Raw genomic sequence first — 15054 nt, forward strand, 5'->3', positions numbered from 1 at the left:
GTGCCGTGGAGCAATACAGGACGCGACCTGCCCGGTACGGACCGCGACGCGACCGGCCGAGATCGTCACTGCCGCCCCAGGCGAAACGAGGAGTGGGAGGAGCGGAGAGCGGGGTCGCGGTACGGCGGACCGCGCCCGCGTCGGCGGCACCCACGGTGGGACGCCTGCCGAATCCCCGGCTGACCGGGCTGGGCAGCGGACTGTTCTGCGGACTGGTGATGTTCCTGCTCGGCGGATTGTGCGCGGTGCTCTTCGGGGCCTCGCTGACGGCGTACGGCGTGCTGTTCCTGCCGGTGTGTGTGCTGACCGCCGTCTGGGTGCGCCGGGGGGATCTGATGATCGCGCCCGTCGTCGTGCCGATCGCGTTCGCCGTGGGGCTGCTGCCGATGGCCGACGGCGAGGGAGGAACCGGCGGCAGGCTCATGGGGCTGGTGACGGCACTCGCCACGCAGGCCGGGTGGCTGTACGGGGGGACGCTCGTCGCCGCCCTCATCGTCCTCGTCCGGCGAATCCGGCTGGTACACAGGCGCCGGGCGGCGGCGACAGCAGCAGCAGCAGCAGCCGGGGCCCGTCCGCCGGTTTGACGCCTGCTGCGGGGGCCGCCTGGCGGTGTGGCACCCGCCGGTGGGACACCAGCCAGGGCAGCGAAGCCAGACGGTGGGCACCTGCCCGGGATGGCGACTGCCGGGGCGCCCCCCTGCCGGACACCAGCCCGGGCGGCGGCTGCCGGTGGGACACCTGCCGGGGGTGGCGACTGCCCGGGCTGCCCCCGCAGGTAGACACCTGCCAGGACGGCCACGCCAGACGGTGGGCACCTGCCGGAGCAACGCCTAGCGGTGCGGCGTCCCCCAGCGTCCTACCCGCCCCGTCGGACAACCGTCCATGTGCCCCCGGCGCCGGGAGAACCGCCCGCAGGACGGCCGCCGGAAAACGCCCACCCCTCCGACACCCGCCGAAGGCAATGCCCTAGTGCCCGGCCGCCCTCATCGCCGCCCCCACGATCCCCGCGTTGTTCTGCAGCTGCGCCGGGACGATCTCCGCCTTGATGCCCTCGATGTGGGGCAGGAACTTGTGGGACTTGCGGCTGACGCCGCCGCCGATGATGAACAGCTCCGGAGAGAACAGCATCTCGACGTGGGCGAGGTACTTGCGCACGCGGTGCGACGCCCAGTGCTCCCAGGTCATGTCGTGGTCCTCGCGGGCCTTGCTGGAGGCCCGCTTCTCCGCGTCGTGCCCGTCGAGCTCCAGATGGCCGAGCTCGGTGTTGGGGACGAGGACACCGTCGACGAAGACCGCGCTGCCGATGCCCGTGCCGAGCGTGAGCACGATCACCGTGCCGTGGCGGCCGCGGCCGGCGCCGAAGTGCATCTCGGCGATGCCCGCCGCGTCCGCGTCGTTCACCACCGTCACCTGCGAGCCGCCCAGCCGCTCGCCGAGGAGCGCGCGGGCGTCGGTGTCGATCCAGCCGTCGTCGACGTTGGCCGCCGTACGGATCACGGCGCCGTCGGTGACCACGCCCGGGAAGGTGACCCCGATCGGGCCCGTCCAGCCGAAGTGGTCGACGACCTGCTTGACGCCGTCGGCCACCCCGTCGGGCGTGGCCGGGTGCGGGGTGAGGACCTTGTGGCGCTCCTGCGCCAGGTCACCCTTGTCCAGGTCCACCGGGGCGCCCTTGATCCCGGAACCGCCGATGTCCACACCGAAGATCTGCATGGCCCTACGTTACGACGAACGACTGACAGTCACAGGCCGGACAGCGGTCGCTGCCCAGCCCGTTCGCGATCACTCCCCGGAATTTTCACGGGCCTCGGTGCCGGTCCCCGCCCCACCACGCTCCGCGGCCAGCGTCGCCGCCTCCTCGCGCAGGTCGCGGCGCAGCTCCTTCGGCAGGGAGAACGTGATGGACTCCTCGGCCGCCTTGACGAGCTCGACGTCCTCGAAGCCGCGCTGCGAGAGCCACTCCAGGACCTGCTCGACCAGGACCTCCGGGACGGAGGCGCCCGAGGTGACACCGACCGTGGAGACGCCCTCCAGCCAGGTCTCGTCGATCTCGTCGGCGAAGTCCACGAGGTACGCCTCGCGCGCACCCGCGTTCTTGGCGACCTCCACGAGCCGCACGGAGTTGGAGGAGTTGCGGGAGCCGACGACGATCACCAGCTCCGACTCGGCTCCCATCTGCTTCACGGCCAGCTGACGGTTCTGCGTGGCGTAGCAGATGTCGTCGCTGGGCGGGGAGATGAGCTGCGGGAACTTCTCCTGCAGCGCGTCGACGGTCTCCATGGTCTCGTCGACGGACAGTGTGGTCTGGGAGAGCCAGACGACCTTGGAGGGGTCGCGGACCTCGACCTTCGCGACATCGCCCGGGCCGTCGACCAGCTGGATGTGCTCGGGGGCCTCGCCGGAGGTGCCGATGACCTCTTCGTGGCCCTCGTGGCCGATCAGGAGGATGTCGTAGTCGTCCTTGGCGAACCGGACGGCTTCCTTGTGGACCTTGGTGACCAGGGGGCAGGTGGCGTCGATGGTGGCGAGGCGGCCGCGCTCGGCCTCCTCGTGGACGACAGGGGCAACGCCGTGGGCGGAGAACATGACGATGTTCCCCGGGGGCACTTCCTCCGTCTGCTCGACGAAGATCGCGCCCTTCTTCTCCAGGGTCTGCACGACGTACTTGTTGTGGACGATCTCATGCCGGACGTAGACCGGAGCCCCGTACTGCTCCAGCGCTTTCTCGACGGCGATGACGGCGCGGTCCACACCCGCGCAGTAGCCACGGGGGGCGGCGAGCAGGACACGGCGGCCAGGCGAAGCAGACATGCGTCCCATCGTAAGGCCGCGTTCGGCAGGGCGAAGATCGCGCCGGTGTGAGGTCCCCGGGAAGTCGCTGTGAGGTTCCCGGGGAGGCTGCAAGGGGGCGGCCCGTCGTGGTGCCGGTGGCAGGAGCCTCCGGGCGGCTGAGCCGCGTTGTCAGCGGCTCCCACTACTCTCGCGGGCATGGCTGTGAACACGTCCGCGGAATCCCCGCTGCCCGTCGGTGAGGTGTCGCGGCTCATCGGGGGATGGATCGACCGGCTCGGGGCGGTGTGGGTCGAGGGGCAGATCACCCAGTTGTCGCGGCGGCCGGGCGCCGGTGTGGTGTTCCTGACGCTGCGGGATCCGGCGCACGACATCTCCGTGGGGGTGACCTGCTACCGGCAGGTGTTCGACGCCGTCGCGGACGTGGTGAGCGAGGGCGCCCGGGTCGTCGTCCTGGCGAAGCCGGAGTGGTACGCGCCGCGGGGGCAGTTGTCGTTGCGGGCCGCCGAGATAAGGCCCGTCGGGGTCGGTGAGCTGCTCGCGCGTCTGGAGCGGCTGAAGAAGGCCCTCGCGCGGGAGGGGCTGTTCGCGCCGGAGCGGAAGAAGCCGCTGCCGTTCCTGCCGCAGCTCGTGGGGCTGGTCTGCGGACGGGCCTCGGCCGCCGAGCGCGACGTCCTGGAGAACGCCCGGCACCGCTGGCCCGCCGTCCGCTTCGAGGTGCGCAACGTCGCCGTGCAGGGCGTGCACGCCGTACCGCAGGTCGTGCAGGCCGTGAAGGAGCTCGACGCGATCGAGGACGTCGACGTGATCATCGTCGCGCGCGGCGGCGGCAGCGTGGAGGACCTGCTGCCGTTCTCCGACGAGCAGCTGATCCGGACGGTCTCCCAGTGCCGTACGCCGGTGGTGTCCGCGATCGGGCACGAGCCCGACAACCCGCTCCTCGACCATGTCGCCGACCTGCGCGCCTCCACCCCGACCGACGCCGCCAAGAAGGTCGTACCGGACGTCGGCGAGGAGTACGAGCGCGTGCGGCTGCTGCGGGACCGGGCGCGGCGGTGCGTGGCGGCGCTGGTCGAGCGGGAGGAGCGCGGGCTGGCCCACGCCCTCGCGCGGCCGTCGATAGAGGATCCGCACCGGATGATCGACGAGCGCGCCGACCATGTGGCGGACCTGCTCGACCGGGGGCGGCGCTGTCTGCGGCACCAGCTGGACCGGGCCGACTCGGAGCTGACGCACACGCACGCGCGCGTGGTGGCCCTCTCCCCCGCCGCGACCCTGAAGCGCGGGTACGCCGTGCTGCAGAAGGCGGACGGTCACGCTGTGCGCGATCCCGGCGAGGTGGAGGCCGGAGAGGCGCTGCGCGCGCGGGTCTCCGAGGGTGAGTTCTCCGTACGAGTGGACACATAGGGTGGGTGGATGACCAGCGAGGTTGATGAGGCGCCGGGCGCGACCGAGGCGCTCGGGTACGAGCAGGCACGGGACGAGCTGATCGAGGTCGTCCGGCGCCTGGAGGCGGGCGGTACGACGCTGGAGGAGTCCCTCGCGCTCTGGGAGCGCGGCGAGGAGCTGGCCAAGGTCTGCCGCCGCTGGCTGGACGGGGCGCGGGCGCGGCTGGACGCGGCGCTGGCCGAGGAGTCCGCGGAGGACGAGGAGAGCGAGTAGACCGAGCGGGGCCGGGCCGGTCCGCGCGGGGTGACACACGACACCCTGAGGTTAGTTGAACGTTGAACTTCACTCGCGTACGGTCGAAGACGTCAGCCGATCTTTCGGACCGACCGTCGCGAGAAAGTGCACTCATGTCCCTCGTTCTTGACCCCGCCGCCCAGGACCTGCTGTTCCGTGAGGCCCGCACCGCCAACGCCTTCACCGACGAGCCGGTGACCGACGAGCAGGTGCAGGCGATCTACGACCTGGTCAAGTACGGTCCGACGGCCTTCAACCAGACCCCGCTGCGCATCACCCTGGTCCGCTCCCCCGAGGCCCGCGAGCGCCTGGTGCCGCACCTGGCCGAGGGCAACCGCGCCAAGACGGCGAGCGCCCCGCTGGTCGCGATCCTCTCCGCGGACAACGAGTTCCACGAGGAGCTGCCGCACCTGTTCCCGGCCGCGCCGCAGATCAAGGACGTCTTCTTCACCGAGCGCCCGGTCCGTGAGAACGCCGCAGGCCTGAACGCCGCGCTCCAGGCCGCCTACTTCATCGTCGGCGTCCGCGCCGCCGGTCTCGCCGCCGGCCCGATGACCGGCTTCGACTTCGAGGGCGTGCGCAAGGAGTTCCTGGACGACGACCACACCCCGCTGATGGTCGTCAACATCGGCCGCCCGGGCCCGGACGCCTGGCACCCGCGCTCCCCGCGCCTGGAGTTCGACCAGGTCGTCACCACGGTCTGAGCCCCTCCCGGACACGGATCCCGGACCCCGGACCCCGGACACGGACAAGGCCCCCGGCAGCACGCCGGGGGCCTTCGTCATGCGTGCGCGGATGCGCGGCCGCGGCTCACTTCGTCTTCAGCGACTCCGCCATCTTCGACAGCTGCGCGAACGACGCGGTGCCCGTCACGACCGTCGTCGAGCCCTTGGCGCCTTCGAGGACCAGCGCGTCGTACCGGCCGCCCTCCCAGCGGGTCCAGGTCCGGCCCGCGATCTTCTCGGTCTTCCCGGTCTCCTCGGCGCCCTGGGTCGCCTCGTCGAGGAAGACGGGGCGCCGCTGAGTGGACTGCTCGACCGCCACGTACTCCCCCTCGGGGTCGTGGAAGCCGAGATGCCAGGTGTCGAAGTCGTCGCCCTTGTAGCGGACGGAGGTGGCCTTCCACGCGTCCGTCAGGCCCTCGGGCGCGGCCACGGGGTAGGGGGCGGCGCGGCGTGCGGTGAGCAGTTCGACCCGGTAGTCGACCACCTTGGTCTCGGGCGGGGAGTCGTCGTGCGGGATGAAGAGGTACACGAAGCCCGCCACGAGGACGATGACGCCCATGGAGAGGATCATGTCCCGCGCCGTTTTCTGCTTACCGTTCGTGCCTGCCACGCCCCCTATCGTCGCAGGTCTCCCGAGCGCTCATCCGTGGGGGCCCCTGCTCATTTTGCGCACTCGGAGATAGAGTCGGGCGACAAAGCCCTCATCCGGCCGTCGTCGTACAGAAAGGTGCGCTCCGATGACCGAGCATCATCACTTGCCGTCCGAACTCGATGTGCCCTCCGAGGCCCCCGACCGCAACCTCGCCCTGGAACTGGTCCGGGTGACCGAGGCGGCGGCGATGGCCGCGGGCCGTTGGGTGGGACGCGGGGACAAGAACGGCGCCGACGGCGCCGCGGTGCGCGCCATGCGGACCCTCGTCTCCACCGTCTCGATGAACGGCGTCGTCGTCATCGGCGAGGGCGAGAAGGACGAAGCCCCCATGCTGTTCAACGGGGAGCGCGTCGGGGACGGGACCGGGCCCGAGTGCGACATCGCCGTGGACCCGATCGACGGCACCACGCTGACCGCGAAGGGCATGACCAACGCGATCGCGGTGCTGGCCGCGGCCGAGCGCGGCTCCATGTTCGACCCGTCGGCGGTCTTCTACATGGACAAGCTCGTCACCGGCCCCGAGGCGGCCGACTTCGTCGACATCAACGCCCCGGTGTCGGTGAACATCCGCCGGGTCGCCAAGGCCAAGCGGTCCGCGCCCGAGGACGTGACGGTGGTGATCCTGGACCGGCCGCGGCACGAGGGCATCATCAAGGAGATCCGGGAGGCCGGTGCGCGGATCAGGCTGATCTCCGACGGTGACGTCGCCGGCTCGATCCTGGCGCTGCGCGAGGGCACCGGCGTCGACCTGCTGCTCGGCATCGGCGGGACGCCGGAGGGCATCATCTCGGCCTGTGCCGTGAAGTGCCTGGGCGGCACGATCCAGGGCAAGCTGTGGCCCAAGGACGACGAGGAGCGGCAGCGGGCGATCGACGCCGGGCACGATCTGGACCGGGTGCTGACCACGGAGGACCTGGTCACCGGCGAGAACGTGTTCTTCGTCGCGACCGGCATCACCGACGGGGAGCTGCTGCGGGGGGTTCGCTACCGGGCGGAGACCGCCACGACCGACTCGATCGTGATGCGCTCGCGGTCGGGCACGGTCCGCAGAATCGATTCCGAGCACCGCCTGAGCAAGCTGCGGGCGTACAGCGCGATCGACTTCGACAAGGGCAAGTAGCCCTGCGCCCCAAGGGCCGACGGTCGAAGGACCGCTGAAAAAGAGGGCGCCCCCGGTGCGGTGGGGGCGCCCTCTTCCTCTGTCGCTCAGCCTGCCGCGGCTATGCGGTCCGAGGAGTGGGCCGCCTTCTTCAGCTCCAGGTCACGACGGCGGCGCCGGGCCAGCACCACGCGGCGCTCCGCCGCCGTGAGGCCGCCCCAGACGCCGTACGGTTCGGGCTGGAGCAGGGCGTGTTCGCGGCACTCGACCATCACCGGACAGCGGGCGCAGACGCGCTTCGCCGCCTCCTCGCGGGAGAGCCGGGCAGCGGTGGGCTCCTTGGAGGGAGCGAAGAACAGGCCCGCTTCGTCCCGCCGGCACACCGCCTCGGTGTGCCACGGGGCGTCTTGATCCCTGTCTCGCGCTGGCACCCGCGGGGCCGGAACGGCAGCTACCTGCAGGGACGAATGCGGCGGTTGCAGCACGGTCTACTCCTGACGACGGCTTCGCGAGCGAGAGACGATGCAGCAAGGCCTACCCGCTGTACCCGCGCCTATGCACTGAGTTCCGAACCGCTGGATTCGCCCCGTTCGCAGCACCCGTGGGGCCCTGTCACCCGGTGCCCCGATTTGCTCCGGGCCCGGGGCGGATTCGCGACCGTCAATGATCCAGGCGCCCCCGAAGACCCCCCTCGACCTTGCGCTGCACCCGGTCCAGGATGTCCGCGACGAACCTGCCGCGCTTGGGCCGCGCCTCGACGCTGCCCAGGACGGCCCAGCCGTCCACGTAGACGACGGGGGCCTGGGGTTCGTCCGAGTCGAGGGTGTCCACCTCGAAGCTGCCGAGCACACCACCGCCCATGCCGCGCAGCGACACGTTCTCCGGGACGCGGATGTCGACGCTGCCGAAGACCGCGAAGGACTTGATCACGACCTGCTGGTGGTCGAAGAGGGCCTCGCTGAGGTCTATCTCGACACTGCCGAAGATCGCGTACGCGTGGATACGGCGGCCCGCTCGCCGGCGGCCCTTGCGGACGGCTCCGCTGAAGATCGCGACCACGTTGTCGTCGGGGTCCATCGGGATGGCGCCGGCGGTCGGGCGATACGGGGCGGGGGACGGCGCCCGGCCCTGACGGTGGGCGGCGGGCAGGTCCCGTATGAACACCTCCAGCTCGCCGACCGTCTTGGCGCGCAGCACCCCGTCGACCCGCTCGGCGTGCTCGTCCGCGGTGAGACGGCCCTCGGCGAGGGCGTCGTGCAGGATGTCGGCGATGCGGTCACGCTCCGCGTCGGAGGCGCGGAACTCGGAGCCGACGGGCGCCCCCTGCGTCTGAAGGTCCTGCTTCTGAAGGTCCACGACAGCAGCGTACCCACACACGATAGATCGCGACACCCCCGCGTGAAGGCCGGTGTGTGACGAACTGAGCCTTACCTCACAAGCTCGCCGCCAGAGGCAGGTTCTACGCTGGTTGGCGCTCGCCAAAGGAGGCGGGTCGCGTCTGTCGAGTGAGGAATGGGCGAGATGCCTGAGTTCGCGTACACCGATCTGCTCCCCCAGGGAGAGGACACCACCCCGTACCGGCTGGTGACCTCCGAGGGTGTCTCCACGGTCGAGGGGCCGGACGGGCGGACCTTCCTCAAGGTGGAGCCTCAGGCGCTGCGCAAGCTCGCCGAGGAGGCCATCCACGACATCCAGCACTACCTGCGCCCGGCCCACCTCACGCAGCTGCGCCGCATCATCGACGACCCCGAGGCGTCGGGCAACGACAAGTTCGTGGCGCTGGACCTGCTGAAGAACGCGAACATCGCGGCGGCGGGCGTCCTGCCCATGTGCCAGGACACCGGCACGGCGATCGTCATGGGCAAGCGCGGGCAGAACGTGCTGACGGAGGGCGGCGACGAGGCGGCCCTGTCGCGCGGCATCTACGACGCGTACCAGAACCTGAACCTGCGCTACTCGCAGATGGCCCCGCTGACCATGTGGGACGAGAAGAACACGGGCTCCAACCTCCCGGCGCAGATCGAGCTGTACGCGACCGACGGCGGCGCCTACAAGTTCCTCTTCATGGCCAAGGGCGGCGGTTCGGCCAACAAGTCGTTCCTGTACCAGGAGACGAAGGCCGTGCTGAACGAGGCCTCCATGATGAAGTTCCTGGAGGAGAAGATCCGCTCGCTCGGTACGGCCGCCTGCCCGCCGTACCACCTGGCGATCGTGGTCGGCGGTACGTCCGCCGAGTACGCGCTGAAGACGGCGAAGTACGCCTCCGCGCACTACCTGGACGAGATCCCGGCCGAGGGGTCGGAGCTCGGGCACGGCTTCCGGGACGAGGACCTGGAGCAGAAGGTCTTCGAGCTGACGCAGAAGATCGGGATCGGGGCGCAGTTCGGCGGCAAGTACTTCTGCCACGACGTGCGCGTGGTGCGCCTGCCGCGGCACGGGGCGTCCTGCCCGGTCGCCATCGCGGTGTCCTGCTCCGCCGACCGCCAGGCCGTCGCGAAGATCACGGCCGAGGGCGTCTTCCTGGAGCAGCTGGAGAAGGACCCGGCGCGGTTCCTGCCGGAGACGACGGACGAGCAGCTCGAGTCGGAGGGCGACGTCGTCAAGATCGACCTGAACCAGCCGATGGACGAGATCCTCGCCGCGCTCACGAAGTACCCGGTGAAGACGCGGCTGTCGCTGACCGGCCCGCTGGTCGTGGCGCGTGACATCGCGCACGCCAAGATCAAGGAGCGGCTGGACGCGGGCGAGGAGATGCCGCAGTACCTGAAGGACCACCCGGTGTACTACGCGGGCCCCGCGAAGACGCCTGAGGGGTACGCGTCCGGCTCCTTCGGCCCGACCACGGCCGGCCGGATGGACTCCTACGTGGAGCAGTTCCAGGCGGCCGGCGGCTCCAAGGTGATGCTGGCCAAGGGCAACCGCAGCAAACAGGTCACCGACGCCTGCGGCAGCCACGGCGGCTTCTACCTCGGCTCCATCGGCGGCCCGGCCGCCCGCCTCGCCCAGGACTGCATCAAGAAGGTCGAGGTCGTCGAGTACGAGGAGCTCGGCATGGAGGCCGTCTGGAAGATCGAGGTCGAGGACTTCCCGGCGTTCATCGTCGTGGACGACAAGGGCAACGACTTCTTCCAGGACCCGGCTCCGGCGCCGACGTTCACGTCTATCCCGGTGCGGGGCCCCGGGCTGGCGTAGTACCTCGGGTACGGCGGGGGACGGATCTCGCCCCCGCCGCCCCTACCCGTCCCGTCCTCCTGGGGCTCCGCCCCTTCGACCCCGCCCGGGGCCCCGGCGCCGAGGTTCACCGCCATTCCGGTACTGGCCCCCGGACTCGCCTGAGAACAGGGGTGACTGTTCGCCTCCACGGGGAACAGTGGTCGCGTCGCGGACGCTGTGCCACGTGGAGGTGATCGTCGATGACCGGCGAGCAGGACAGGACCGAGTACCGCACCGAGCACGACTCCATGGGAGAGGTGCGGGTGCCCGCCCATGCCAAGTGGCGGGCCCAGACGCAGCGGGCCGTGGAGAACTTCCCCGTCTCCGGGCAGCGGATCGAGCGGGCGCACATCGAGGCGCTGGCGCGGATCAAGGGGGCGGCGGCCAAGGTCAACGCCGAGCTGGGGGTCCTGGACAAGGAGATCGCCGAGGCGATCCAGGCGGCTGCCGCCGAGGTGGCCGAGGGCAGGTGGGACGAGCACTTCCCGGTCGATGTGTTCCAGACCGGGTCCGGGACCTCGTCCAACATGAACACCAACGAGGTCATCGCGACCCTGGCCACCGAGCGGCTGGGCCGGAGCGTGCATCCCAACGACCACGTCAACGCCTCCCAGTCGTCGAACGACGTCTTCCCCTCGTCGATCCACATCGCCGCCACCGCCGCCGTCATCCGCGACCTCGTCCCCGCCCTCACGCACCTTTCGGCCTCTCTCGGGCGCAAGGCCGAGGAGTTCGCCGACGTCGTGAAGTCGGGCCGGACCCATCTGATGGACGCCACGCCCGTGACGCTGGGCCAGGAGTTCGGCGGGTACGCCGCCCAGGTGCGGTACGGCGCCGAGCGGCTCGAGGCCTCCCTCCCCCGGCTCGCCGAACTGCCCCTCGGCGGCACGGCCGTCGGCACCGGCATCAACACCCCGCCCGGTTTCTCCGCCGCCGTGATCGAGGAGGTCGCCCGCACGACCGGGCTGCCCCTGACCGAGGCCCGGGACCACTTCGAGGCACAGGGCGCCCGGGACGGCATCGTCGAGACCAGCGGGCAGCTGCGGACCATCGCGGTCGGGCTGACGAAGATCGCCAACGACTTGCGGTGGATGTCCTCGGGCCCGCGCACCGGCCTCGCCGAGATCGCCCTGCCCGACCTCCAGCCCGGCTCCTCGATCATGCCGGGCAAGGTGAATCCGGTCATTCCGGAGGCCGTGCTGATGGTGGCGGCCCAGGTCGTCGGGAACGACGCGACCGTGGCCACGGCGGGCGCCGCCGGAAACTTCGAGCTCAACGTCATGCTGCCGGTCATCGCGAAGAACGTGCTGGAGTCGATCCGGCTGCTCGCCAACGTCTCGCGGCTGCTCGCCGACCGGACCGTCGACGGCGTCACCGCCGACCGCGAGCGGGCGCGGGAGTACGCCGAGTCCTCCCCTTCCGTCGTCACCCCGCTCAACAAGTACATCGGGTACGAGGAGGCCGCGAAGGTCGCCAAGAAGGCGCTGGCCGAGCGGAAGACCATCCGTCAGGTCGTCCTGGACGGCGGGTACGTGGAGCGCGGCGACCTGACCCGGGAGCAGCTCGACGAGGCACTGGATGTCCTGCGGATGACGCACCCGTGACGATGTGTGGAGCGACTACGCCCGGCGCGTGAACCGTGACACGCGCCGCAGCGTCGTATGCCTATGGCACCTAATATCTGTCCATGGCAGAGGGTGGAGCGGTGAGACGCGTGGAAACGGGTGGTGCGGCAGGCTTCTGGGCGCCCGGGAGCCGGATCCTGTGGCGGTACCGGGAGAACGGCGGCACGCGTCTGCACATCGCCCGTCCCGTCACCGTCGTACGGGACGACGCCGAGCTGCTCGCCGTGTGGCTGGCGCCCGGCACCGAGTGTGTGAAGCCGGTGCTCGCCGACGGCACCCCCGTGCATCTGGAGCCGCTGGAGACGCGCTACACCAAGCCGCGCGCCGTGCAGCGCGACCGGTGGTTCGGTACGGGTGTCCTGAAACTGGCCCACCCCGGCGAGCCCTGGTCGGTGTGGCTGTTCTGGGATCCGGGGTGGCAGTTCAAGAACTGGTACGTGAACCTGGAGGAGCCGCTGGCCCGTTGGGAGGGCGGTGTGGATTCCGTGGACCACTTCCTGGACATCTCCGTCCATCCGGACCGCAGTTGGCACTGGCGGGACGAGGACGAGTTCGCCCAGGCCCGGCGGGACGGGTTGATGGACGACCAACAGGCGGAAAAGGTACGAGCGGCGGGGCAGGCCGCGGTGGAGGTGATCCGCGCGTGGGGGCCGCCGTTCTCGGAAGGCTGGCAGCACTGGCGCCCGGATCCGTCCTGGGCGGTACCGTCACTGCCGGAGGACTGGGATCGTACGCCCGCGCATGTGTCCTCATGAGACCCTTGATGCGCCCCCGGGCAAGAAACGTAGGATCGTCCTCCGCAAGGGCGCGCGGCGGCAACTACCGGAGCACGCGCTGGGCTTGACCGATCGTCACCGAGGGGCGGCAGGACGTGAGCGAGGGGTACGAGGGCAACACCGGCGGGGCCTGCTCCACGGGCCCTGGGGGCCGTCAGCGGGCCTCTGAGGACCGCAGACGGTCTGCCGGTGGCACAGAAACAACCTCTGACCACGCGGGAATTTCGTTCCTGGGGCACGTATTCCGGGTATCGGAGTTTCGGCGGGACCACCTGCACCTCTGGCGTGCAGCCCCGGACGGATGGATTCGACACGCGTGACGGAGCAGCCGACCTCCTTCGAACGCCCGCAGACGGGCATCGACCCCGCGGATCCCCGCGGGGCGCTCGTGCATACCTCGACACCGGCGCGCACGCCCGGCTCGGGCGCCTTACCGGTACAGGGCCGCTCAGGCGGCGACGTCACCGTTCCGGTCACGACGGCGCACACCACGCCGGGCACCTCGGAGCCGGGCACCTCCACGCCGTTCGGCAAGGGCAAGGACACCGTGAGCGACCCCGCCTCCGAGCACTCCCAGCCGGGTGCCGAGCAGACCGCCGAGCGCGAGACCCCGCGGCCGCGCCCGTCTCCCGAGAGCATTCCGGTCCAGCCGGCCGACGAGCAGGACCGGCCCGCGCCGAATCCCGAGGGGCCCGAGCGCCGCAGCGGCCAGAGCCTGCCGCCGGGCAAGCCCACGCCGATGCGGCGGGACGGCGACCGGCTCCGGTTCGTCGGCGCCGCCACCCGGCGGATCGCCCGCGGCATCGATCTCGACGAGATCGTGATGGGGCTGTGCCGGGCCACCGTGCCCACCTTCTCCGACGCGATCCTGGTCTATCTGCGCGACCCGCTGCCCGTGGGCGACGAGCGGCCCACCGGCCCGCTGGTGCTGCGGCTGCGCCGCACCGACCGGATACCGGCGGAGCGCGACACCGAGAACGGCTTCCAGCCGGCCACCCAGCCCGAGCCGGACGAGCTGGACGCGGTCGGCGCCGAGCTGTGCGAGGTGCGGCCCGGCAGCGCGCTCGCCGAGGTCCTGCGGGGTGTGCGCCCGGTTTTCACCGACGCTCCCGCGGCCCGTGCCGCGCTGCCCGAGCTGCTCGGCGAGGGCGGCGAGTTCGCCGTACCGGACGGACAGCGGGCGATCCTCGCCCCGCTGCGCGGCCGGCGCCGGGTGATCGGCGCCGCCCTGTTCCTGCGCCGCCCCGAGCGCGTCGCCTTCGAGCCGGACGACCTGCTGGTGGCCGCCCAGCTCGCCACGCACAGCGCGCTGGGCATCGACAAGGCCGTGCTGTACGGGCGTGAGGCGTACATCGCGGACGAGTTGCAGCGCACCATGCTGCCCGAGACGCTGCCCCGCCCCACCGGCGTACGGCTCGCCTCCCGCTATCTGCCGGCCGCGGAGACGGCCCGGGTCGGCGGCGACTGGTACGACGCGATCCCGCTGCCCGGCAGCCGGGTCGCCCTGGTCGTCGGTGACGTCATGGGCCATTCCATGACCTCGGCCGCCATCATGGGCCAGCTGCGCACCACCGCCCAGACCCTCGCGGGCCTCGATCTGCCGCCGCAGGAGGTGCTGCACCACCTCGACGAACAGGCCCAGCGCCTCGGCGTGGACCGCATGGCGACCTGCCTCTACGCCGTCTACGACCCGGTATCGCACCGCATCACCATCGCCAACGCCGGTCACCCGCCGCCCGTCCTGCTCCACCTGGGCGGCCGTGCCGAGGTGCTGCGCGTGCCGGCCGGTGCCCCCATCGGGGTCGGCGGCGTCGACTTCGAGGCGGTGGAGCTGGACGCGCCCGCCGGCGCGACCCTGCTGCTGTACACCGACGGCCTGGTGGAGTCGCGCCTCAGGGACGTCTGGACCGGCATCGAGCAGCTGCGCGAGAAGCTCGCCGCGACCGCGCAGCTCACCGGCCCCGACCATCCGCCGCCGCTGGAGGCCCTCTGCGACGAGGTGCTCGACATGCTCGGCCCGGGCGACCGGGACGACGACATCGCGCTGCTCGCCGCCCGCTTCGACGGGATCGCGCCCAGCGATGTGGCGTACTGGTTCCTGGAGCCGGAGGACGCCGCCCCCGGCCGCGCCCGCCGGCTGGCCCGGCGCGCGCTGCAGCGCTGGGGCCTGGAGGAACTCAGCGACTCCGTCGAGCTGCTGGTCAGCGAGGTCGTCACCAACGCCGTGCGGTACGCGACCCGGCCGGTCACCGTGCGCCTGCTGCGCACGGACGTCCTGCGCTGCGAAGTGGGCGACGACGTGCCGCAGTTGCCGCGCCTGAGGCAGGCCCGCGCGACCGACGAGGGCGGCCGCGGCCTGTACCTGGTGAACCGCCTGGCCCGGCGCTGGGGCGCGACGCGGCTGAGCACGGGCAAGGTGGTCTGGTTCGAGCTCAACCGCGGCTGACGCGGGGGACGACACGGCGAAAGGGCGCCCGGCGTGATGCCGGGC

The 15054-nt window shown here is 71.3% G+C and carries 14 protein-coding genes; 9 read left to right on the forward strand and 5 right to left on the reverse strand.

The window, feature by feature from the left end; translation table 11 throughout:
- Positions 1-5: 5 nt before the first annotated feature.
- Complete coding sequence (locus KJK29_RS12175) at positions 6-584, forward strand: DUF6542 domain-containing protein (protein WP_215118808.1); 579 nt, start codon at positions 6-8, stop codon at positions 582-584.
- 382 nt (positions 585-966) lie between these two features.
- Here the strand turns inward: KJK29_RS12175 and ppgK are convergent, their stop codons facing one another.
- Both ppgK and KJK29_RS12185 read right to left on the reverse strand, forming a co-directional pair.
- Positions 967-1713, reverse strand: coding sequence for a polyphosphate--glucose phosphotransferase (gene ppgK, locus KJK29_RS12180; RefSeq protein ID WP_215118810.1), 747 nt, complete (start codon positions 1711-1713; stop codon positions 967-969).
- A gap of 69 nt (positions 1714-1782) precedes the next feature.
- A complete protein-coding gene (locus tag KJK29_RS12185) occupies positions 1783-2820 on the reverse strand; it encodes a 4-hydroxy-3-methylbut-2-enyl diphosphate reductase (protein WP_215118812.1) in 1038 nt (345 codons plus the stop codon).
- A gap of 168 nt (positions 2821-2988) precedes the next feature.
- Here KJK29_RS12185 and xseA point away from each other — a divergent pair, with 168 nt between their 5' ends.
- The 3 genes from xseA to KJK29_RS12200 all read left to right on the forward strand — a co-directional run bounded on the left by xseA (position 2989) and on the right by KJK29_RS12200 (position 5177).
- The gene (xseA, locus tag KJK29_RS12190; protein WP_215118817.1) at positions 2989-4197 is read left to right on the forward strand and encodes an exodeoxyribonuclease VII large subunit; all 1209 of its coding nucleotides are present in this window, start codon (positions 2989-2991) and stop codon (positions 4195-4197) included.
- Between the two features lie 9 nt (positions 4198-4206).
- Positions 4207-4452, forward strand: a complete 246-nt coding sequence (locus KJK29_RS12195) for an exodeoxyribonuclease VII small subunit (RefSeq protein ID WP_215118818.1) — start codon at positions 4207-4209, stop codon at positions 4450-4452.
- 134 nt (positions 4453-4586) lie between these two features.
- Positions 4587-5177, forward strand: coding sequence for a malonic semialdehyde reductase (locus KJK29_RS12200; protein ID WP_215118819.1), 591 nt, complete (start codon positions 4587-4589; stop codon positions 5175-5177).
- Between the two features lie 106 nt (positions 5178-5283).
- On the opposite strand, the gene KJK29_RS12205 is transcribed toward KJK29_RS12200, so the two are convergent.
- Positions 5284-5808 (reverse strand): DUF4245 domain-containing protein, encoded by a 525-nt coding sequence (locus KJK29_RS12205; protein ID WP_215118820.1) that lies wholly within the window; start codon positions 5806-5808, stop codon positions 5284-5286.
- 127 nt (positions 5809-5935) lie between these two features.
- Between KJK29_RS12205 and glpX the strand changes: the two genes are divergently transcribed.
- Positions 5936-6970, forward strand: a complete 1035-nt coding sequence (gene glpX, locus KJK29_RS12210) for a class II fructose-bisphosphatase (protein WP_215118822.1) — start codon at positions 5936-5938, stop codon at positions 6968-6970.
- Between the two features lie 86 nt (positions 6971-7056).
- Here the strand turns inward: glpX and KJK29_RS12215 are convergent, their stop codons facing one another.
- A complete protein-coding gene (locus tag KJK29_RS12215) occupies positions 7057-7434 on the reverse strand; it encodes a WhiB family transcriptional regulator (protein WP_215118824.1) in 378 nt (125 codons plus the stop codon).
- 175 nt (positions 7435-7609) lie between these two features.
- A complete protein-coding gene (locus KJK29_RS12220; RefSeq protein ID WP_215118825.1) occupies positions 7610-8305 on the reverse strand; it encodes a DUF1707 SHOCT-like domain-containing protein in 696 nt (231 codons plus the stop codon).
- Positions 8306-8470: 165 nt separating this feature from the next.
- Between KJK29_RS12220 and KJK29_RS12225 the strand changes: the two genes are divergently transcribed.
- The 4 genes from KJK29_RS12225 to KJK29_RS12240 all read left to right on the forward strand — a co-directional run bounded on the left by KJK29_RS12225 (position 8471) and on the right by KJK29_RS12240 (position 15009).
- The gene (locus KJK29_RS12225) at positions 8471-10141 is read left to right on the forward strand and encodes a fumarate hydratase (protein WP_215118826.1); all 1671 of its coding nucleotides are present in this window, start codon (positions 8471-8473) and stop codon (positions 10139-10141) included.
- 221 nt (positions 10142-10362) lie between these two features.
- Positions 10363-11766 carry a class II fumarate hydratase gene (locus KJK29_RS12230; RefSeq protein ID WP_215118827.1) on the forward strand — a complete coding sequence of 468 codons (1404 nt, stop codon included), beginning with the start codon at positions 10363-10365 and terminating at the stop codon, positions 11764-11766.
- An 83-nt stretch (positions 11767-11849) separates the two neighbouring features.
- Positions 11850-12542 (forward strand): cytidylyl-2-hydroxypropylphosphonate hydrolase, encoded by a 693-nt coding sequence (gene fomD / locus KJK29_RS12235; protein WP_215118828.1) that lies wholly within the window; start codon positions 11850-11852, stop codon positions 12540-12542.
- Positions 12543-12864: 322 nt separating this feature from the next.
- Positions 12865-15009 carry a SpoIIE family protein phosphatase gene (locus KJK29_RS12240; RefSeq protein WP_215118829.1) on the forward strand — a complete coding sequence of 715 codons (2145 nt, stop codon included), beginning with the start codon at positions 12865-12867 and terminating at the stop codon, positions 15007-15009.
- Positions 15010-15054: the final 45 nt, after the last annotated feature.

The sequence above is a fragment of the Streptomyces koelreuteriae genome, assembly GCF_018604545.1.
Lineage (GTDB): Bacteria > Actinomycetota > Actinomycetes > Streptomycetales > Streptomycetaceae > Streptomyces > Streptomyces koelreuteriae.